The sequence below is a fragment of the uncultured Arcticibacterium sp. genome, assembly GCF_964021845.1.
GTDB lineage: Bacteria > Bacteroidota > Bacteroidia > Cytophagales > Spirosomataceae > Arcticibacterium.
The window spans coordinates 419,576-440,117 of record NZ_CAXHZC010000001.1 but is presented as its reverse complement, the minus strand read 5'-3'; the positions used below and the strand labels follow the sequence as shown (position 1 = coordinate 440,117).

At 37.6% G+C, this 20,542-nt stretch carries 19 protein-coding genes; 9 read left to right on the top strand and 10 right to left on the bottom strand.

The window, feature by feature from the left end:
* Positions 1-79: 79 nt before the first annotated feature.
* The 6 genes from AADJ06_RS01780 to AADJ06_RS01755 all read left to right on the top strand — a co-directional run bounded on the left by AADJ06_RS01780 (position 80) and on the right by AADJ06_RS01755 (position 7,887).
* Entirely contained in the window at positions 80-718 is a 639-nt protein-coding gene (locus AADJ06_RS01780) for a TetR family transcriptional regulator C-terminal domain-containing protein (protein ID WP_341224675.1), read from the top strand.
* 1 nt (position 719) lies between these two features.
* Entirely contained in the window at positions 720-2,030 is a 1,311-nt protein-coding gene (locus tag AADJ06_RS01775) for an AarF/ABC1/UbiB kinase family protein (protein WP_341224674.1), read from the top strand.
* The gene (locus tag AADJ06_RS01770) at positions 2,027-2,638 is read left to right on the top strand and encodes a flavin reductase (protein WP_341224673.1); all 612 of its coding nucleotides are present in this window, start codon (positions 2,027-2,029) and stop codon (positions 2,636-2,638) included. The genes AADJ06_RS01775 and AADJ06_RS01770 overlap by 4 nt, the downstream gene beginning before the upstream one ends.
* 848 nt (positions 2,639-3,486) lie before the next feature.
* The gene (locus tag AADJ06_RS01765) at positions 3,487-5,934 is read left to right on the top strand and encodes a c-type cytochrome (RefSeq protein ID WP_341224672.1); all 2,448 of its coding nucleotides are present in this window, start codon (positions 3,487-3,489) and stop codon (positions 5,932-5,934) included.
* 25 nt (positions 5,935-5,959) lie between these two features.
* Entirely contained in the window at positions 5,960-7,030 is a 1,071-nt protein-coding gene (locus AADJ06_RS01760) for a TIM barrel protein (RefSeq protein ID WP_341224671.1), read from the top strand.
* A 95-nt stretch (positions 7,031-7,125) separates the two neighbouring features.
* Entirely contained in the window at positions 7,126-7,887 is a 762-nt protein-coding gene (locus AADJ06_RS01755) for a glucose 1-dehydrogenase (RefSeq protein ID WP_341225648.1), read from the top strand.
* A 78-nt stretch (positions 7,888-7,965) separates the two neighbouring features.
* Here AADJ06_RS01755 and AADJ06_RS01750 read toward each other — a convergent pair whose 3' ends face one another.
* From AADJ06_RS01750 to hisS, 9 genes are all read right to left on the bottom strand, one after another.
* A complete protein-coding gene (locus AADJ06_RS01750) occupies positions 7,966-9,462 on the bottom strand; it encodes a hypothetical protein (protein WP_341224670.1) in 1,497 nt (498 codons plus the stop codon).
* An 80-nt stretch (positions 9,463-9,542) separates the two neighbouring features.
* A complete protein-coding gene (locus AADJ06_RS01745) occupies positions 9,543-11,597 on the bottom strand; it encodes a hypothetical protein (RefSeq protein WP_341224669.1) in 2,055 nt (684 codons plus the stop codon).
* Between the two features lie 683 nt (positions 11,598-12,280).
* Positions 12,281-12,796: a DUF1572 family protein gene (locus AADJ06_RS01740; protein ID WP_341224668.1), complete on the bottom strand. Its 516-nt coding sequence runs from the start codon at positions 12,794-12,796 to the stop codon at positions 12,281-12,283.
* Complete coding sequence (locus AADJ06_RS01735) at positions 12,796-13,653, bottom strand: DUF72 domain-containing protein (protein WP_341224667.1); 858 nt, start codon at positions 13,651-13,653, stop codon at positions 12,796-12,798. The genes AADJ06_RS01740 and AADJ06_RS01735 overlap by 1 nt, the downstream gene beginning before the upstream one ends.
* Positions 13,654-13,711: 58 nt before the next feature.
* Positions 13,712-14,164 (bottom strand): GNAT family N-acetyltransferase, encoded by a 453-nt coding sequence (locus AADJ06_RS01730; RefSeq protein ID WP_341224666.1) that lies wholly within the window; start codon positions 14,162-14,164, stop codon positions 13,712-13,714.
* A 244-nt stretch (positions 14,165-14,408) separates the two neighbouring features.
* A complete protein-coding gene (locus tag AADJ06_RS01725; protein ID WP_341224665.1) occupies positions 14,409-15,326 on the bottom strand; it encodes a YihY/virulence factor BrkB family protein in 918 nt (305 codons plus the stop codon).
* Complete coding sequence (locus tag AADJ06_RS01720) at positions 15,323-15,736, bottom strand: thioesterase family protein (protein WP_341224664.1); 414 nt, start codon at positions 15,734-15,736, stop codon at positions 15,323-15,325. Before AADJ06_RS01720 ends, AADJ06_RS01725 begins: the two co-directional genes overlap by 4 nt.
* A complete protein-coding gene (mltG, locus tag AADJ06_RS01715; RefSeq protein ID WP_341224663.1) occupies positions 15,736-16,773 on the bottom strand; it encodes an endolytic transglycosylase MltG in 1,038 nt (345 codons plus the stop codon). The genes AADJ06_RS01720 and mltG overlap by 1 nt, the downstream gene beginning before the upstream one ends.
* Positions 16,766-18,130 carry a histidine--tRNA ligase gene (gene hisS, locus AADJ06_RS01710; RefSeq protein ID WP_341224662.1) on the bottom strand — a complete coding sequence of 455 codons (1,365 nt, stop codon included), beginning with the start codon at positions 18,128-18,130 and terminating at the stop codon, positions 16,766-16,768. Before hisS ends, mltG begins: the two co-directional genes overlap by 8 nt.
* Before the next feature lie 128 nt (positions 18,131-18,258).
* Between hisS and AADJ06_RS01705 the strand changes: the two genes are divergently transcribed.
* Complete coding sequence (locus AADJ06_RS01705; protein WP_341224661.1) at positions 18,259-18,402, top strand: hypothetical protein; 144 nt, start codon at positions 18,259-18,261, stop codon at positions 18,400-18,402.
* A 163-nt stretch (positions 18,403-18,565) separates the two neighbouring features.
* Here AADJ06_RS01705 and AADJ06_RS01700 read toward each other — a convergent pair whose 3' ends face one another.
* Positions 18,566-18,934 carry a hypothetical protein gene (locus AADJ06_RS01700; RefSeq protein ID WP_341224660.1) on the bottom strand — a complete coding sequence of 123 codons (369 nt, stop codon included), beginning with the start codon at positions 18,932-18,934 and terminating at the stop codon, positions 18,566-18,568.
* Between the two features lie 60 nt (positions 18,935-18,994).
* Here AADJ06_RS01700 and AADJ06_RS01695 point away from each other — a divergent pair, with 60 nt between their 5' ends.
* Together AADJ06_RS01695 and AADJ06_RS01690 are read left to right on the top strand one after the other, a co-directional pair.
* The gene (locus tag AADJ06_RS01695; RefSeq protein ID WP_341224659.1) at positions 18,995-19,759 is read left to right on the top strand and encodes a methyltransferase domain-containing protein; all 765 of its coding nucleotides are present in this window, start codon (positions 18,995-18,997) and stop codon (positions 19,757-19,759) included.
* On the top strand, positions 19,756-20,499 hold the full coding sequence (locus tag AADJ06_RS01690; RefSeq protein ID WP_341224658.1) for an SDR family oxidoreductase: 744 nt from the start codon (positions 19,756-19,758) through the stop codon (positions 20,497-20,499). The genes AADJ06_RS01695 and AADJ06_RS01690 overlap by 4 nt, the downstream gene beginning before the upstream one ends.
* The last annotated feature ends 43 nt before the right edge of the window (positions 20,500-20,542 follow it).

Genomic DNA, 20,542 nt, shown 5'->3' with positions numbered 1-20,542 from the left:
TATAATTTTGTTTAAATAAAAACGAACTTTGTTAAACTATTTAGATTTTTAGGGTGTTTCTTTAATAAACCTCAGAAACATGGCAAAATCTAAAAAATCTATCATTGACCTTTATATGAACTGGATGCTTGAGCATGGCTCAGCTCCTGAGAATATCTACATTTTCTGCAAAGAAAATAAAATGGAGGAATCGGACTTTTATGCCGAATACGCCTCTTTCAAAGCTGTGGAAAAAGCAGTTTTCTCCGCATTTTTTCAAAAAACCTTAGAAATGCTTCATGCAAACGAAGCTTATCAAAGTTATGCTCCTAAAGAACAGTTATTAAGTTTCTATTTTACGTTCTTTGAACTCTTAACCGCTAACAGAAGCTATGTGCTGCAAGCTTTACCGTCAACACCAAAAGAGTTAGACAAACTAGGCAAACTTCAGGACTTAAGAATTAACTTTAAAGCTTACGCCAAAGAAGTATTTGCCCAATACATTAGTACTGACGTTAAAAACTTAGAAAAGCTAAAGGCTCAAACTTTTCAAGAAACGGCATGGGCTCAGTTACTTTTCATTATGCGTTTTTGGGCAAAAGACGAATCTCCAAGTTTTGAAAAAACAGACATTTTTATAGAAAAAGCCATCAATGCCACCTTTGAATTGGCGGATAATCCACCATTAAAGTCGGTGATTGATTTAGGTAAATTTCTTTACAAAGAAGCCATTTCGTAATATGAAAACAATTGACAGTATTCCTACAGGAAAAATAAGTCGTGCAGCCAAATTGGTAAAAACGGGTGTAAAAGTTGGTGGTAATTACATCAAATACTACGGTTCTAAACTAATAGACCCTGAATTGGATAAAGAGGCACTCAATGCTAGCAATGCCGAAGATATTTATGATGGTTTAAAGGATTTAAAAGGAAGTGCCTTAAAAGCCGCTCAAATGCTGAGCATGGAGAAAAACCTTCTTCCAAGTGCTTATGTGGAGAAGTTTTCGTTATCTCAGTTTAGTGTTCCTCCGCTCTCTGCCCCTTTGGTTAGGAAAACCTTCAGAAAGTATTTTGGAAAGAATCCAACTGAAATATTTGACAAATTCTCAGAAAACTCTGTGAATGCCGCCAGCATAGGTCAAGTGCATAAAGCAGTTAAAAACGGTCAGAAGCTCGCTGTAAAAATCCAATATCCAGGTGTAGCAGATAGCATATCGTCTGATTTGGCCATAGTTAAGCCGATAGCGGTAAGAATGTTTAATTTAAAAGGAGCCGACTCTGAGAAATATTTTAAAGAAGTAGAAACCAAGCTAGAAGAAGAAACCGATTACCTCTTAGAGCTAAAGCAAAGTGAAGAAGTAGCTAATGCTTGCGGCCATATTCCAAACTTAATATTCCCGAAGTACTATAAAGAGTTTTCGACAGATAGAATTCTTACAATGGATTGGATGGATGGTGTGCATTTATCTGAGTTTTCTAAAACGAACAAAGACCAAAACTTAGCCAACAAAATAGGCCAAGCTCTATGGGACTTTTATATGTTTCAGATTCATGAATTAAGAAAAGTACATGCCGACCCACACCCAGGAAACTTCTTAATTAATGAAAGAGGTGAGTTAATAGCCATTGATTTTGGCTGTATGAAAGCTATTCCTGAAGATTTCTACACGCCATATTTTGAATTGGCGAATTCAGAGACCATCAATAATGCAGATCTATTCAACAAAAGCTTGAAAGAACTTGAAATTATTAGAGAAGATGATACAGCGGCAGAAGCCGCCTATTTCTCAGAACTTTTTGGCGAATTACTTAGCTTGTTTACAAAACCTTTCAACCAAGAATCTTTTGATTTTGCCGACAAATCATTCTTTGACCAAATAGCTGATTTAGGACAGAAATATGCCAAAAGCACAGAATTAAGAAAAATGAATGGCAACAGAGGAAGCAAACACTTTCTTTACATTAATAGAACTTTCTTTGGCCTTTACAGTCTATTACATGACCTCGGGTCTAAAGTAGAAATTAACACCTACAAACTAGCCCATGTATGAAACACATAAGTAAGTCTGAATTTGAAGCGTACGAGCGACTATACAAAATCAATTTACTAAATTCCTGCTCTGGATTTAAGTCCGCTAACCTTATAGCAACACGCTCTTTAGAAGGTTTTGATAATGTTGCCATTTTTTCTTCGGTAACCCATTTAGGCTCTTCCCCAGCTCTTTTAGGTTTTATAATGCGACCTACCACGGTGCCAAGAAACACCTTAGAAAACATCATGGAGACAGGTTTTTATACTATAAACCATGTAAGCACCTCCATTTTAGAGCAGGCCCATCAAACCTCCGCCAAATACGCCAAGGGAGTTTCTGAGTTTAAAGAAACTGGTTTAAACCCAATTATTAGAAATGGTTTTCACGCTCCTTTTGTGAAAGAATCTCCAATACAAATGGCAATGAAATTTGTGGAAGAGCTACCCATTAAACGAAACGGCACCATTTTGGTCATCGGAGAAATCCTTGACATCTACTTTGAAGATGAAATCAAAGAAGATGATGGCTTCCTGAATTTGAGTAAGGCAGAAGTATTAGCTATCAATGGATTGGATGGTTACTGTCAGCCATCTCTTTTACAGCGTCAGAACTACGCTCGACCTTAAACACCCTTACTATATAGTTTAGACACTGTAAATAAGCACCTTACAAGAAAGTCTGTAATAATCAATTAGCTAAAAAGGTAGCTTTTATACTATTCAAATAGTCAGAATCACCTATTTCGTCGCTTGATAAGGACAATCTCTATCCTTACACATTCAATATTTCTTTATGTATTAAGCCAATAGTAATTGATATTTTTTGGTCAGTTATTTGTTGCGAACATTTATAGAATTCTTAAGTAAACTTAATTGTTTCGCTTTTTTGTCAGGTTAAAATTTAATAAACGTCTACTAACTAAGCACCTTTTAAATCACCCCCTATTCAACTGAATGGGTGGTGTTTTTTTTCAATAAAATGAAACCTTCAAAGAAACTAGACATCTACCAAAAAAAAGACAACATTCATCCCTAACAAACAAAGGTGTATACGTTTAAAAACAAAAGACATCCAAAATACAGTTATAACATCAATTTTAGAGCTATTTTGGATTAAATTTTGTAACAAAGCAAGTTATAATACATTACGCCATTTAAATTTAACAGACTTTACGCTCACTCTTTAATTAGAGATTAAATCCATACACTTTAAAAATCTTCACTCAGCAAGGGCTCTCTTGATAATATGTCAAGGGAGTTTTCTATTAATCGGGAAAGAGCTTTCTCCTAGTCCTACATCTACGGATTAGCAGTTTTTATCCAAGAAATAATTAGAATAAGAATATTTTAAGTTCGTAAAAGCTAATTGTTGACAGACAACTTGTAAATTGGTTTATCAACCTATTACAAGACAGTATTCCTCTATGAAACTCGATTTAATTGCCTGCTTTTTGGCAACATTTCTACTTTTTAGTATGAAAAGCTCGAATGAACCCTCTCTTCCCAAAAGCCCTGAAGAAGAAAAAGCCTCATTCGAATTGGCCGAAGGCTTTAATATAGAGCTTGCTGCTGCAGAACCATTGGTAGAAGACCCAGTTCTAATAAATTTTGATGAAAAAGGCAGAATGTGGGTGGTGGAGATGCGAGCCTACATGCCAAACATTGACGGAACAGGAGAAGAGGAGCCAATTGGCAGAGTTTCCTATTTAGAAGATGTAGACGGCGATGGAGAATTTGACAAAAGAACAACATACGCTGATGGTTTGGTATTGCCCCGTGCTCTATACTTTTATCAAGACGGGGTATTGATAGCTGAAAATATTCCGCTTTGGTTTTACGAAGACACCAATGGCGATGGCAAAGGAGATAAAAGAACTTTGGTTGACAGTACCTACGGTGGCAATGGCCTTCCAGAACACTCCGCAAACGGCCTTTTACTTGGATTGGACAATTGGCTTTACAATGCCAAATCAAAATATAGGTATAAGCGAGATGGTGACAAATGGATAAAAGAAGAAACCGAATTTAGAGGTCAATGGGGTATCGCAAAAGATGATTTCGGGAAATTATATTATAACTATAACTGGTCACAGCTTCATGCCGACCTAGTACCACCAAACTATTTTAATAGAAACCCAAACTATGAGAGTTCGTCAGGAATAGACCAAGGATTAGCCGTGGATAGAAGCATTTATCCCATCCACCCTACCCCTGCGGTAAACAGAGGTTATATACCAGGCGTACTTGACGAAGAAAAAAGATTGATGGAATTCACCTCTGCCTGTGCACCTTTTGTAAGTAGAGATAAAAAGTACTATAAAAGTGATTTCTATGGCAATGTCCTAGTTTGCGAACCTGCAGGAAACCTTGTCAAAAGAAATATCATTACCGAAAACGGTAATTATCTGGATGCCGAAATAGCGTATGATAAAAAAGATTTTTTAGCTTCTTCTGACGACAGATTCAGACCTTCGCATATGGCTTCTGGCCCAGATGGAGCCATTTACTTGGTAGATATGTATAGAGGCATTAGTCAACATAAAGCCTACATGACGGATTATTTGCGTGAGCAAACACTCAACAAAGGACTAGAAAAATCAATCCACTTAGGACGAATATGGAAAATAACACCAGATGGTTTTAAAAGTCCTAGTAAGCCTACTGAAGATTTAAGCACGCAAAAAAGTGAAAAATTAGTGGCCTATTTAGAGCATCCACTAAGCTGGTTTAGAGACAATAGTCAGCGATTATTACTACAGCAAAACAGAACAGATGCTAAAAAGTCGCTAGTCAAATTAGCTAAAAAAGGAGAGGTTTCTGCTCGTATTACCGCTCTCTGGATTTTAGAAGGACTTAAAATATTAGATAAAGACTTATGCCTAGCACTTTTAACCGACAAAGAACCAAAAGTTCAAGCTAATGCACTTCGTCTTTTAGAACCCGCAGCTTTTGAGCATCAAAAAATTAGAGCTTCCGTTCAAAATATATTGCATGGTATAAATACTGATAACAACATACTCGCTCTCCAAATATTACTTTCTTCCACCTCCTTTGACGAAAGCTTTGCTATCAAAACTATTAGTCATGTTTTGGCTCAAAACGGCTCAGATTTACTTTTAAGAGACGCCGCTCTTACCGCTCTCAATAATAGAGAATTTGCCCTGATAAAACATATCAATAGCGATCCTGACTGGGATGCGGTATTAGATTTTAAACAAATTATACTAGAACAACTTTCTGGTATTTTGGTCAAAAGAAAGAATTCTAAAGAGCTTGCAGCCTTTTTTGAACTAATGCAAAGTGTAGACGGCTGGCAAAAAGAGGCTTTTCTAATGGGTGCTTCTTTACAAGCCCTCAGTACCGAAAACAAGCCTATAAGCTTAGAAGAAATGCCTGAAATATTTAAGCAGGATAAACTAAGTACCATCAAAAACTTAAAACGAGGCTTTAAATGGCCCGGTAAAATTATTACTGAAGCAGAAGAAACCGACCGCATTAAACTTGATGCCGACGGCATGAAACAGTTTGTGGCAGGAAGACAAACTTTCCTTACCTACTGCGTTGGTTGTCATGGTTCTGATGGTGGCGGTATGAAACGTTTTGCTCCACCACTAGCGGGCTCAGAGTGGGTAACTGGCAATCCGGACAGATTAGCACTTATACTCTTACACGGTATTGAAGGTGCCATTACAGTAAAAGGCAAAGTCTATGACACCCCAGATATTTTGCCCGTAATGCCTTCACACGCTAGTTTACCTGTGCAAGATATGGCAAACGTCATGACCTATATTAGAAACGAATGGGGACATTCTTCAGAACCTATATCACCCAGAACTGTAGGTATGCTTAGATTAACCAGCCAAGGCAAAGTGGTACCATGGACTCCAGAAGAACTTAATGCTAAAATGGCCAAAAAACCCTAAAAATTCAACCCTCTAAATTACAAACATGAAGACATCTCTTAATCGCCGCTCGTTTATCAAAAGCACTGCCATAGCAGCCACTGCCGCCGCATTACCCTCCCTTAGCTCCTTTAATGTAGCTCCAAATCTTGTAGGAATTTCAGTAGCATCTTACCATCTAAGGTTTCGAGATGGTGGAAGTACTGCTCATCCTACTTGGAATGGAGCTTTGCCAATGACTAAACACCTTAGCGAATTAGGCGTGGGAGGAGGCCAAATAGGCGTAAGAAATTGGGATGCAGATTATGTCAAGAAAATTAGAGGTTTGAAAGAGTCTTCTGGCATGTGGTTAGAAGGGCAAATAAGAATGCCTAAAACAGAAGGTGATTTGGCAGCCTTTGAAACAAACGTAAAATCAGCAAAAGAAGCTGGTATTGAAATAGTAAGAGTAGCTTGTTTAAGCGGAAGAAGGTATGTCAATTTTAAAAACTTAGAAGACTGGAAGGCCTTTAAAAAAGCTTCTTTGAAGTCAATTAGGCTAGCGGAGCCAGTAATGAGAAGGCATAAAATGAAACTAGCCATAGAAAACCATAAAGACTGGACTGCAGATGAATTGGTCAAAATACTGAAAGACTATGACAGTGAATACCTCGGTTGTAATCTAGATACCGGTAATAACATTTCATTTATGGAAGACCCTTATGCCGTTGTTGAAAAACTAGCTCCATATACCATGACTACCCATTTTAAAGACATGGGCATAGAAGAATATGAAGATGGCTTCTTACTCTCAGAAGTACCTTTTGGTACAGGTTTTTTAGACCTTAACAAAATGGCGATGACCATAAGAAGACATAACCCTAGTGTCAAGTTTAATCTAGAAATGATGACCCGAGACCCATTGCCAATTCCTTTTTTAACCGAGCAATATTGGGCTACCTTTGGTAATACCAGAGCAAAAGATGTGGCAAAAAGCATCAAACTTCTTAGAGAAAACTATAATGACAAACCATTGACTAGAACTACTGACAAAACTTTTCATGAACAGTTGGCTTTAGAGGAAGCCAACCAAATAGCCTGTTTAGACTTTGCCAGAAAAGAGCTAGGTCTTATGTAAGAAATCAATCCTGTCTGACAATCGGGCAACAATAAAATTTTATAACACTCAAAACAGAAATACTTGTGAGCAATTCAAGCGAAAAACTACCTGGAATGAAACTTTTTGACCTAACTGGCAGAGCCGCCATTATAACCGGTGGCTCTAAGGGCTTAGGTTTGGCTATGGCGGAAGGTGTAGCCGCAGCTGGCGGAAACGTACTTTTAGTATCCAGAACTCAAGCAGAATGTGATGCCGCTGCAGATAAAATTAAAAATCTATACGGCACCGGAGCCATAGGCTTTGCCGCTGATGTTACCAAACAAGCCGACATGGAAAACATGGCAGCACTATGTCTAAAAAAGTTCGGCAGTGTCGATATTCTTATAAATTCTGCTGGTATTAATATCAGAGGAGCTATTGATGAGCTTAGCCTTGATGATTTTACCAAGGTGATGGACATAAACGTGACCGGGACTTGGCTAGCCAGCAAAGCCGTTACGCCCATAATGAAGAAACAGAAAAAAGGAAAAATCATTAATTTGGCAAGCACGCTTGGTCTAGTAGGTTTAGCTAATAGAACGCCTTATACAGCCTCAAAAGGTGCTGTGGTAAACATGACAAAAGCTTTAGCATTGGAATTGGCTACCGAAAATATTAATGTAAACGCCATCTGTCCAGGACCATTTTTGACTGAAATGAATGAGCCAATAAAAAACACTGAAGAGGGTAAAAAGTTTATAGTAGGAGCCACAGCAGTAGGTCGCTGGGGCATTTTAGCCGAAATTCAGGGTGTTGCCATGTTTTTAGCATCAGATGCATCTAACTACATGATGGGCTCTTGCCTATTAGTAGATGGTGGCTGGGTGGCTAGGTAAAGATAGATATACGCTTTAAATCAATCAACGTAATCTATTTAAATGGGTTTTAGCAGAAGGCTAAAACCCATTTAAAAGCTATTCCTTTTTAAGTTTACTCACCATTGAAGTCATTTCATTCAATTGGCTTTGACTGTACTTGGCAGAACCTATCACAAAGCTAAAGTCCCCAAATACGTCATCATTGGCACTATCTCCAGGAAAAGGGGCTATGGTACCATAAACATGACAACTGTAGCATGTATTGGTAGATTGCACATAGCTTTCCAACGTAGTATTTGCCACAATATGAGCCCCACTCAGCATAGAGGATACATTTAGCTTCTTAGGGGCTAGAATTGGTGAAGTAGGGTCGGGCTGAAGACTTTGAGACCATATCACATCCACCAGCTCATAATATTGCCAGACAGAATTTGGATATAAAGTATGAATTTCTTGCTGCATTTTTTGATTAATGGGAGCGGCATCCACTGGGTCAATTGGGTTTACTCGACTTATTTGAAGCGGAACTGGTTCCGCATCTTTAAGATAATAAGATGGCGAACTATTAGTGGTACATGGAACCACAGCTGTAGTACCGTCTTTTAATTTTACAGTCTGACTTTGACAATTAGGATTATTAAAATTATACCCATGAGGTGGTGTAAGGCTACTAGGAACATTGTCAATTTGTTCGAAAGTGGCCCAAACCCAAGTTGGCTGATTAGTAGTTTTATGCAATATATGCAGACCCACTAATGCCACGGTAGTGTTTCTGAGTTGTCCAGTAGTAGCGTCCATCACTACTGCATCAGATAGTTTATACCTATTCCATTGAGCAGATGTAGGGTTAGTCACTTCCATCCAAGCCGCTTTTAATTCTATTGCTCCTGTAGCTCCATTATACACCCCTTTAGGAAAAACCAGTGGTATACCTGCCTTAGCCGAATCATGCTGAGCTACTGCATTATAATAGCCCTTGGCCACCACAAAATCATAGTAGTCCTTATTAAGCATAATCTCATACCAAACATTGGTTCCGTTTTGTGCTCCAAGCCAATTTGGTCCATTACCCGGTGCAGCTTGTTGAAAATCAAAATTAAATAAGGTATCTGAACCTGAAATTTTACTAGTAAATGTCAACAACTTTGTTTCTTGCTTTTTAACTAAAAGTCTTTCGGAATCGTACTTTTTGGCATAGGCTTCAGATACCAAAGTACCCCATGCAGGAGGTGCCACTCCATCTGGCTGAAAAAGAACATCTTTTGGCATATAAGTTTCCCATTGAACAAAAGACTTATCTTGGGGTGTACCAAAATTATTTCCAACTGTAGGCCAATTTAGAGAAATAAACTCTTGCCACGCAAAGCAATCTACTTGCGATTGGTTATTAAAAGCTTCTAAATCTCCAGGCACTTGGTTATCAAAGTTTATGGTAATTCCATAAAGCGAACTGCTAGAATAGCAATTATAGGTGTTAGTTGCCACATTACTTTCGGTCAATGTCTCTGCTTTTTTATTATTCGGAGAACAAGCATAAAAAGCTAAAACAACCGCCAAAATAAGGACCATAGATTTATTGAAATATTTTTTCATTTCTTATTTTTTTAAGTTTTAATAAAAAAGGAGCTTGCCGCCAGAATAGACATTCAAAGCTCAAGCTCCTCTAAATTATCCTATCCAACGCTAACCTCCATTATGATGGCTCCTTGATTATCAGCGAACCCAACGCCGTAAATCCCATTCAAATCGTCATTAATACAGAGTTCCAGTTCACCACTTAAACTAGTTGGCACTGTAACTCCCATACCTACAAGAAAAACAGAACTACCAACTCTACCTATCATTGCTCCCTCGTCTGCTCCAGGCATGGTATATCCACTTTTTGCAGGAATAAAAGCAGGATTACCTGCTGCATTATATAAATCACCACCATTGACATTCGGATTTGCTGTCCAAAGGCCACTTTTATAAGTTATTGTTACCTGAGTACCTGTTTGAATATTAACGCCTGTTTTTTGCCACTTTACATTTGCTATCACTTCAATTGGAGCCACATTTAAAAGAGCTTTCATAGGCGGTCCTAAACTTTGTCCAACATTTGTCAAATAAAGATTATGAATTCCAATAGCCGTATTTTGACCTACACTCACTGTTAAAAAGAGTGCTGTACTATTACTAGGAGAACTATTCCCTGGAACTGCATAGGATATATTTTCCATCACTGAAGTAACCTGAGCAGTAATATTAGGGTCTTCAAAAGTCACAGAAGGGTATGTATTAGGCTGACCAGAAACTGCTGTACATGTGGCACATGTCAATACCATTTGTGCCGAAGTAGTTCCAACATTTATTTTAGCAGGAATAAACGTACTATTACTCAAAAGCGGAATAGGATGGTTAGACGGATTTGGCACTAAAGTGCCATACATAGCATTAAAATAATCCTTATAAAATAGCTGTTCAGGCTGAGCGAGTGTATTTGCAGGAGATGTACTTCCCACTGCGGGATAGCCGCTTGGAACAGTACCTTGATAAGCACTTGCTACTATTTGCATTTTAAATGTAGCGGCCACTTGAGAGCCCCAGCTAATTGGCTTCCCAGCTATTTTTATATCTCCTACCACATAAGGCAGCCCAGCAGGAACCTCAAAAACTGCGTGTAAAATAAAATTACCAGGCATAGACACCCCTCCTTGAGTTTTAAGTGTTTCAGAACCACGTTTTATGGTCCAAAAACTAGCTGCATTTGTACTATCAGGTGTAACGTAATTTGAAAAGTCTGGCATTTGAATGTATAGACCTGGAGGATCTGCCAATGTTACTACGTTCCCTGAGTTTACAAAGCTATTAACAGTTCCTCCTATATTTGGGTCACTGTTTCGGTGTTTTTGTCCATATTGGGCATCACAAAGTAATTCGTTATATTCTGAAGACTGCCAGCTAGTACCGCCGCCAGGGTTATTTCTTAATACTGTGGCCGCAGTAGCTAATCCTATCTCTGTCTGAATAGTATTTGGGGTACTGGTAAGGTGAATAGCACCTCCACTGGTAGTGTTAGAATCTGTACCGCTATTCCATTTATTTAAAGGGTTATAAATAGGACCTCCCGTTTGCGGATTGACAGCTCCGGGTAAACTCAAATCGGCTAGTGTTATCTGAGGTTTATCAAGAATTGACTGATATAGTTCTAAAACTTTATTTGGGTCAACTAGCCATAGACTGTTCCAGTATTCAGGATTTTCGCAGGTAAAATCTATTCTTGTTATTTTTCCTGCCGCATTTCTCGTTATTGCCCATTCGCAATATTCATCTTGCCAGCCGCGTGGCCCATAAGGAAAATATGGTGCCAAAGTACCAGATGATTGATTACATGGGTCATCTGAAATTTGACCTGGCATTACTCCTGTATCTGCCATCTTATTAAGATCGTTTTGAGAGGCTGTTGGAAAATTATAAGCCAGTCTTCCAGGAAATGCTCCCCATTGTACATTTGCCAAACTACTGGCAGGATTATCTGCAACAGGATTATAATAATTGGTGGTAGGGGGTGTGTTTGTAGTGTTCCACTGATTACTCTGCATCCCTTGTTGAATGAATCCATCTAAATTTTGACTCCATAGCGTATTCATTGCATTTTGCTTAGCTGGCTCTGCTCCAAAATCTTGAATACCAGCTGGGGTTCGGAAGGTAAATGGGGCCGATGCGGCAATTTTTTCTTCTTTTTTCATGGTAATAAAGTTAATATCCCTACTCATCTGGCTTTTCGGTTCCGCCCCGTTTAAATGGTTTCTGGACTCCATATTTAAATAATTCAGAAGATACCTAAACACTTTTCTTGTATAAATTCCCTTAAAGAATTAGACATACTTCTTCCCCTCAACTTTGTTTCATTTTTTATTAATAAAAAAACACAAAGAAGACAGATAAACTTAACTATCAATTGATTACATAACCAAACTTAAGTATTAGACAGAAGATTTCCTAAGAGATTTCTGAAGATTTCGATGAACGGAAACTCGTATAGACTTCTAATAAAACGATATATTTAGATTATTAAGTGATATTAGAATCCCCCATTAAGAGTGTTCAAAAAACAGGTATTTCCTCTTATAGTTAGGAAAAAGGGTATGGTACTTTGAATGCGACGATTCATCCTGAACTCTCAATTTCACCCTTAGGTATTAATACGTTAAGAAGTGATTTTTAAGAAAAAAGAGCAAATTGTATTTTTCTAATAAGTGACATTTTAAAAAAAATATCAACTTTGAAGAAAAAAATAAATAATACTACTTTCTCTTTAATAAAACTCTAAGTTATAGTCACAACGTTTAAGTTGTTACTGCGAAGTAGTCACCAATAAATTACAGAAAAAAACGCTTAAACACAGTATCTCAAAAGCGGCTTTTCTATCTCACTTTGAAAACATAGCCTTGTTAAAAGCCTTAGAGCCATCTTTAGGAACTGAAAGGCCTTTCCAGCCTTGACCTTTTATCATTCTTCCTATATACATAATTTGACCTACGTGAGATGAGTAGTGCCCTAACTGTCTCATAAAAGCATCTTCCACTGAGTGCTTTTCACCTCTAATGTATATTGGAGTATTTATATTCTCTTCTGTTACACTATCTAGAGCTTTAAATAAACAAGCCCAACCGGCCTCCCACTGACGGAGCATTTCTTTTTTATTGGCGTAAGCACCCTCAAACTCGCCATCTCTATCTCGCCAATCTTTCTCACCATCGGTATTTAAAAAATCAGTCCAGCGAGAAAGCATATTGCCATGCATGTGTTTCACTATAATGGCTAAAGAATTGCTTTCTTCATTATACTTCCATAAAATATCTTCATCTGAAATTTGGGCAAAGGTTCTATCACCGAGTCCTTTATAATTTTCAAACTGTTTTCTAAAAAGCTTTATAATTTCCATTAAGCAGGTACTATCAAATTAGCGTTAAATCGCTGGTTAAATTTTTCAATAAAGTATTTTGACAATAACGGCGACTCCTTCTCTATATTCTGATGAACAAAGAAGTAAAGTTGCTCCATACCTTGAGCTTTCCATTCGCCTATTCTATCTAACCAATCATCTAGTCTTGGATAATCGGAGGCATGATTCGCTCCTACGTACCTTATAAAAGCCGTTGGGGTGGTCATTCGCATGTGCATCAAATCTCTTCTGCCCGCAGTATCAGTCAAAATATTTGTCACATTATTTTCTTCAAACAAGCTATAAACCTCATTGGCCACAGCAGCATCTTGAAACCAATCAGTATTTCTTAATTCTATAGCTAAAGGAATATCAGCAGACCAGTCACTCACAAACTTCACCAATCTATCCATATTAGCTGGTTTGAAATTATCATGTACTTGAAGAAAAGTCATTCCAAGTTTATCCTCAAAAGCTCTAGCCGTTTCTGCAAACTCTCCTACTGGAATAGTTACATCATTCAGTCTTTTAATATGACTAATATAACGCGGTACTTTCGGGAAAAACTTAAATCCCTCAGGTGTTTTATCATACCAGGTTTTGGCTTGTGCTGGAGCATAATTATTGTAAAAAGTGGCGTTAAGCTCTATGGAGTTAAACTGGGTGGAATAGTAGGTCAGTTCGTCTTTCGTTCCTCTCGGGTAGAAACCTTTCAAATCTCCCCTATTCCATTTGGCACAGCCTACATAAGTTTCAAGAGGCTTCTGTCCGCTTTTAAAAACCCTTAAAGTTTCTGGGTGGTCTTCTGGCAATGTAAAATCTATTAGTTCGGGATTGCTTACTCCTCCAAATTTCATAATGTTCTTCTAATTTGTACGCTTCAATTTAACACTTGAAAATCTTCTTAAAAAATCTTTAGTCGCTTTCTCTTATCATAATACAGTGCGGAATTCCGTCTTCTATATAATCTTCTCCTATTTCCTTAAAACCTAAAGCTCCATAAAACTTTGTCAAATATTTTTGTGCACCAATTTTAATAGGATAGTTACCATAAATCTCTTGACATTTTTCAATTGATTTTTGCATCAAATCTCCTCCAAAACCATATTTCCTAAATTCTGGATGTGTAATAACTCTTCCAATGGCCGTGAAACCATCAAAATATTGATTCAAATCAAATAAGCGTGTATATGCCAAAAGCTTTCCATCCTCATTTTTACCCAAAATGTGAAGAGCCATTTGGTCTTTGAAATCTATATCTTGATAAACGCAATTTTGCTCTACCACAAAAACCTTTGAACGCAAGGCTAAAATCTCATAAAGTTCGTCTAGCGTTAATTCACTATACATCAAGCACTTCCAGTTCATCGTAATATTTTTCCTCTTCATCACCTAAACTTTATCTTTCCTCCATTTTGACAAAACGTAATTCTCTTCCTAACTTGCGAGCATAGCTATAAAAACAAAGAGAAAAAAAGCTTTCTTAGTTAAACACTTTGGCACGGCTATTGCCCTTAATAAACCAAGTTAGAACTGATTATTCTAATGGTTAAAATTTACAAAAAATGCCGCATGTAAACTGATTACTTACTGCGGCTTTTTTTATGCCTGCCTAATCAGTACCAGCTTCTTCAGCTAGTGCATCTTTCAGACTTGAATTAATTTCAAAACCAAAAATAAGAATTACAGCAATTAGGTATATCCAGACCATCATCCCGATAAGTGTACCTATAGAGCCGTACAGCCTGTTATAAGAATTGAAATTAACTAAGTAGTAAGAGAAGCCATTAGTTGCCAAAATACACAGTATTGACGCCAGCATAGCCCCTATATTAAAAAAACTCATTCTTTTGTTTTTCCCTGGGGCAAAATAGTAAATACTACCTATTCCTAAAAAGAAGATAATAAAAATAGAAACATACCTTAATAGCTGAATCATATAGTAGGTAAAATCTTCACTTAAGAAACCTACTTCAAATAAATAAGCAATTGAAAACTTACCAACAATCAAAACGACAATGGCCGATATCATAACCAAAACCAACAAAAAAGTAAGAAAAAGTGCAACCAACCTCCCTTGAACAAAATTTCTCTTATCATCTTTTTCTAAAGAAATATTAAAGGCCCTAATAAGTGCCATCATTCCATTAGTGGCCGCATAAAGGGCAAACAAAAAACCAAAAGAAAGTACATCTACACGCCTACGACTAATGATATCTTGAATGGTATTTGCGGCAGTGCTATAAATCCCTCTAGGCAAAATATTCGCTAAAAAGTCCATTATCTGCACATCTAAATTATCAATTGGGATATAGGGAATGAGCGTAAATAAAAAGATAACGGCAGGGAAAATAGCTAACAGCAGCGAAAAGGATACAGCCGCAGCCCTTTGGTCAATGTCAAATGTCACAATCTTTTGCCAAAGAATAGTAAGCACTAAATAAAGGGAAACTGTGGTATTCCAAAGATATATACTCTTCAAAAACTTTCGAAGTTTCTTAACTAAGGCTATATCTTTTAAACTATTCATGCAGTTTTAAAGAAAGGTGCTAACGCTATTTCAATATTTTCCGGACAGGCCATTATCCTATCCGTAGCTGTATTGACAAAAACTAAAGTAGTTTCACCCAGATGAATTCTTTCTTCCTGCTCATTGTAGATTTCATAATTGAAAACTATTCTGGCCTTAGGTATTTTGTTTAAAATTACCCTAATGGTAATCATTTCATCATATTTGGCAGGCGAAATAAACTTAGAGTTGTTTTCATACACGGGCATTATAAAACCCTGGTCTTCAAAATCTTTATACCGCACGCCTAAACTCCTAAGAGCCTCTACCCTGCCTATTTCATAGAGCCGTGCATAATGCCCATAATACATGTAACCCATTTGGTCTACATCGGCATAGCGTACTCTATATTTATAATCGAAACTAAACATTAACGAATTCCTCTTTTGTTCATAGCATTATGAAATTTTCTGGCATTGGAGTTATGCTCAGAAAGTGTTGTAGCAAAATTGTGGTAGCCAGAAAAGTCTTCTTTTGCACAGAAGTATATATAACTATGCTTACCATAATTTAATACAGCGTCTATTGCCTTTTTCTCAGGCAAAGCAATTGGCCCTGGTGGCAATCCTTGAATCTGATAAGTGTTATAAGGAGAATCTACCTTCAGATGAACATTCAAAATTCTTTTCAAAGCAAAATCACCTACCGCAAATTTGACCGTAGGGTCAGCCTGCAATGGTATCCCCTGCTTAATTCTATTTACATAAACACCTGCTACCGTTGGCTGCTCGTCAGACTTATTGGTTTCACTCTGCACTATACTCGCCATGATACCTACTTTAATAGGCGACATACTGGTAACCTTAGCTTGAGCTAATCTATCAGCATTCCAAAACGTTTTGTATTCGTACTTCATTCTGTCTAAAAACTCGTCTTCGCTGAGAGTCCACCACATAAAGTATGTATCAGGCAAAAACATACACATGATGTTATCTGTAGTGAAGCCGTACTTTTCACATACGGCAGGGTCATTAAGCTTAGCAAGTAAAACTTCTTTGTCTATTGATAAGTTTTGAGCCAGTCTTTCAGCCAAATCTTTTTTTAAGCGAATGTTATTGAAGGTTAATTTAACCTCGTCTTGGTCGCCAGACCTTAGTTTGGATAGTATGGTCTTATTCCCAGCATTTGGCGGAATCTCATACCTCCCAGGCTTTACTAGGTCTCTGTATTTCATAAATTTACTCAAAAAACCAAAGCTTATCTGGTCATGAATTAAGTTTTGCTTATTCAAACTGTCCAAAACAGTTTGATAAGTGGCACCTTTGGGTATTAAAATAACCGCACTTTTTTCAGCATCCAAATTAAGATTTGGACTCTTAATAACTTGCCAAAAGTAGAAAGAGAACGTAGCCGCCAAACTGGTTACTATCACCAGTAAATAGGCCAAAAGCTTTTGTTTTTTAAACATTTAATATTTCAATTATTTCAGTAATACCTAGACTCTTCTGCTCACCAGAAGCCATATCTTTTAAACTATATTTTCCAGACTTTATTTCTTCAGAACCAATGGCTAATACGTAGGCTATACCTTTCTTATTAGCATAGTCAAACTGTTTTTTCATTTTTGCACTAGTCGGATATAACTCCGCAGCAATCTCGGCATCTCTCAACTTCTTTAAAATAGGCAGACACGCTCGCTGCGACTCCTCATCAAAGTTAGTTAAAAGTACTTTAGTGCTCTCTGTGGCATCTTCTGGAAACAATGCTAACTCGTCTAATACGTCGTATATTCTATCTACACCAAAAGAAATCCCAACACCCGATAAACCAGATACGCCAAAAGTACCCGTTAGATCATCATACCTTCCACCACCTGAAATACTACCCATTTTCACACCAATGGCTTGCACTTCAAAAATAGCTCCTGTATAATAGCTCAAACCTCTGGCTAAAGTAAAGTCAAGCTTAACATGGTTATCTTCCAAACCAAAATCATTAACCATACCTAAAACTTCTTCTAGCTCGGCAATGCCTTTAAGGCCAATTTCCGTTTCAGAAAGCCAACCTTTCAAAGCGGCTAAAGCCTCCATATTTCCTTCAGGAAGTTCAAAAAGCGTTTGAAGCGAAGCAATGCTTTCGGCAGAAAAACCCCGCCCTACCAGCTCTTCTTCTACTTTTTCTTTTCCTATTTTATCTAATTTATCAATAGCTACACACAGTTCACCTTCTCTTCCGGCTGCACCTATGGCTTCCGTAATTCCAGTAAGAATCTTTCTATTATTTACTTTAATGGCAAAATCAGGTAACCTTAATTTTTTAAAAGCCTCGTTAAGCATTAGAATAATCTCGGCCTCACATAATAGGGAATCTGTACCCACCACATCTGCATCACACTGATAAAACTCTCTATACCTTCCACGCTGTGGTCTGTCTGCACGCCATACAGGCTGAACCTGAAACCTTTTAAACGGCATGGCCAAATCATGACGATTCATAGCCACAAAACGAGCAAAGGGTACTGTCAAATCATACCTCAAGCCCTTTTCTGCCACTTTTGAGAGCATGGCTGGTGCACCATTATCAAAATCTTCTTGTTTTAGTTTTTTAGCAAAATCTCCTGAGTTCAAAATCTTAAAAAGAAGTTTATCTCCTTCTTCACCATACTTACCCATCAGTACAGATAGATTTTCTACAGCAGGAGTTTCGAGCGACAGAAAGCCGAACTTTTTAAACACCTGCTTAATGGTATCGAGTATATAAGTACGTTTTGCCATTATTTCAGGCCCAAAATCGCGTGTACCTCTAGCTAAACTTGGTTTTGACATAAATTTTAAATGTTTCCTGCCACAAAAGTAAGCTTATTCTAGATTTTTCATTGATAATTATAAACAGAATAACTACCTTTGCACCCTCGTTTGAGATAAGCAAAGAACTAGATTTAAATATTTATACAATGGCAGTTACAAGATTAAAGAGAAAAGGACTAAGAAACAGAGCTATAGCAAACAACAAGCAAGCTACTATCAAACGTCTTACGCAAAAGCCTCAAATTGAAAAAGTAGACGTAGAAGAGCTTAAAGCTTCTTTCACGAAATAATTTCTTTTTGCATTCTAAATGCATAGGTCTCAATCTTATTAGAAAGGTTGAGACTTTTTTGGTTCATACCTATTCAAGTAGGGTTTATTATCCCAAATCCGCACCATAAAAAAGTCCTAATCGCGGAGCAATTAGGACTTAAATAAAATCTATTATGGTCTTACTAACCTCTGGATTGTGGTTTAGGCTTTCTTGGTCCTTTTCTATTTCCACCTCCATTAAAGTTTCTATTACGCTTTGCTATCCTGATGGCGTCTAGCTGAGATTCGTACCTTAAACCACGGCTAAAAAACCATAGCCCGCCTAATAAAGCCACAAGACCTAAACCTCCATGTAACTGATGCTCCCAGTGGTGTAACATCTCTGCTCCAGAAATTGCCAAAGCGAAAGCACCCGCAGCTATCAGCACAAAACCGATGACCACGTTCATTTTAAATTTTTGACTCAATAAGAGTTTCTGATACCAATTCTTATCTTCATTCCTTTTATAAGGCTTATTTTTTGAAGAATTATCGGCTTTCTTGTCTTCCATTTTTTTTGCTGTTTACTTAATTCTATTTTTGACCACAAATAGCACTGGTCAAAGATCTAGATGAAAAATATTATTAGTTTTCTTATTCGTTTCGTTCCACGTAAGTACTTACAATTATTTAGCCATATTCCATTAAAGATATATGCAGGCTTTATGAAAGGTGATGCAGTGGAATGCACGGTTTGCAATGGCAAATTTAAGAAATTTTTACCTTATGGTAGATTAGAGCCTAGAGAGAACGCACTTTGCCCTTCTTGTCTCTCTTTAGAAAGACACAGGCTTATGTACCTCTACTTAAGAAAGAAAACTAACTTTTTTGAACAAAAACTAAGCGTACTTCATATAGCTCCGGAGTATTGTTTTATTGACCGTTTTGAGGAACTACCTAATTTGGAATACCTTACTGCAGATATTGAGTCGCCTTTAGCCAAGGTAAAAATGGATATTGAGAAAATTCAGTACCCAGATAATTCCTTTGATGTCATTTTTTGCAATCACGTGCTAGAACATGTAGAGCATTTTGATGTAGCTACTGCCGAACTATACAGGGTTTTGAAGCCGGGAGGCTGGGCCATTATGCAGTCGCCGCAAGACATGCAGATGGAACACACTTTAGAAGACCCTACCATCACAGACCCTAGAGAAAGGGAACGTGTCTTTAAACAGTCTGACCATCTCCGATTATTTGGAAGAGATTATGGTAAAGAACTTGCCAAGGCTGGCTTTAAAGTAACCGAGGATAATTTCGTCAACAAACTACCTCCAGAGCAAGCAAAACGATTTGCTCTCCCTATGGAGGAAATAATATACTTCAGTCAAAAATGAAAAGATTCGAAAACAAAAAAGTTTTAATTACCGGTGGAAATGGAGGAATAGGCCTAGAGGCCGCAATTAAATTTATAGCAGAAGGAGCCCAAGTGGTGGTCTTTGACATAACGAAGAAAAAATCGGCCGAGCTAGAAAAAATCAAAGGCGATGTACATTATATACAATGTGATGTATCAAAATCTGCCAATGTCAAAGCCGCTTTTGAAAAAGCCATAGCTACAGTTGAAAAAATTGACATCCTAATTAATAATGCCGGTATTCTTGGCCCAAGGGTCAAAACTGAACATTACCCAGAAGAAGACTTTGACCTTGTAATTGACGTCAACGTAAAAGGTGTTTTCTACTGCATGAAAGAAGCTATCGCCATTTTTAAAACGATAGGCGGTGGCGTTATTGTCAATACCGCATCTGTGGCAGGAAAAATTGGTATGTCGCGTCATTTGGCTTATGCTGCTAGTAAACATGCCGTACTGGGAATGACAAAATCTGCAGGTGTAGAGTACGCCAGACAGAATATACGAATAAACGCCGTGTGCCCTGGTTTTACAGAAACCTCCATGTTAGACACCATCAACGAAGAACCAGAGTACAAACAAATGCTTCGTTTTGCCACGCCTATGAAGCGTTTTGGAAAACCTCAAGAAATAGCCACCGCCATTCTTTTCTTAGCCTCAGACGAATCTAGCTTTATGACTGGGCAAGGCGTAGTTTTAGATGGCGGCCTAAGTGTGCAGTAATACACTAAAAAAAGAACTTATATATTTTACTTACATCAACAAT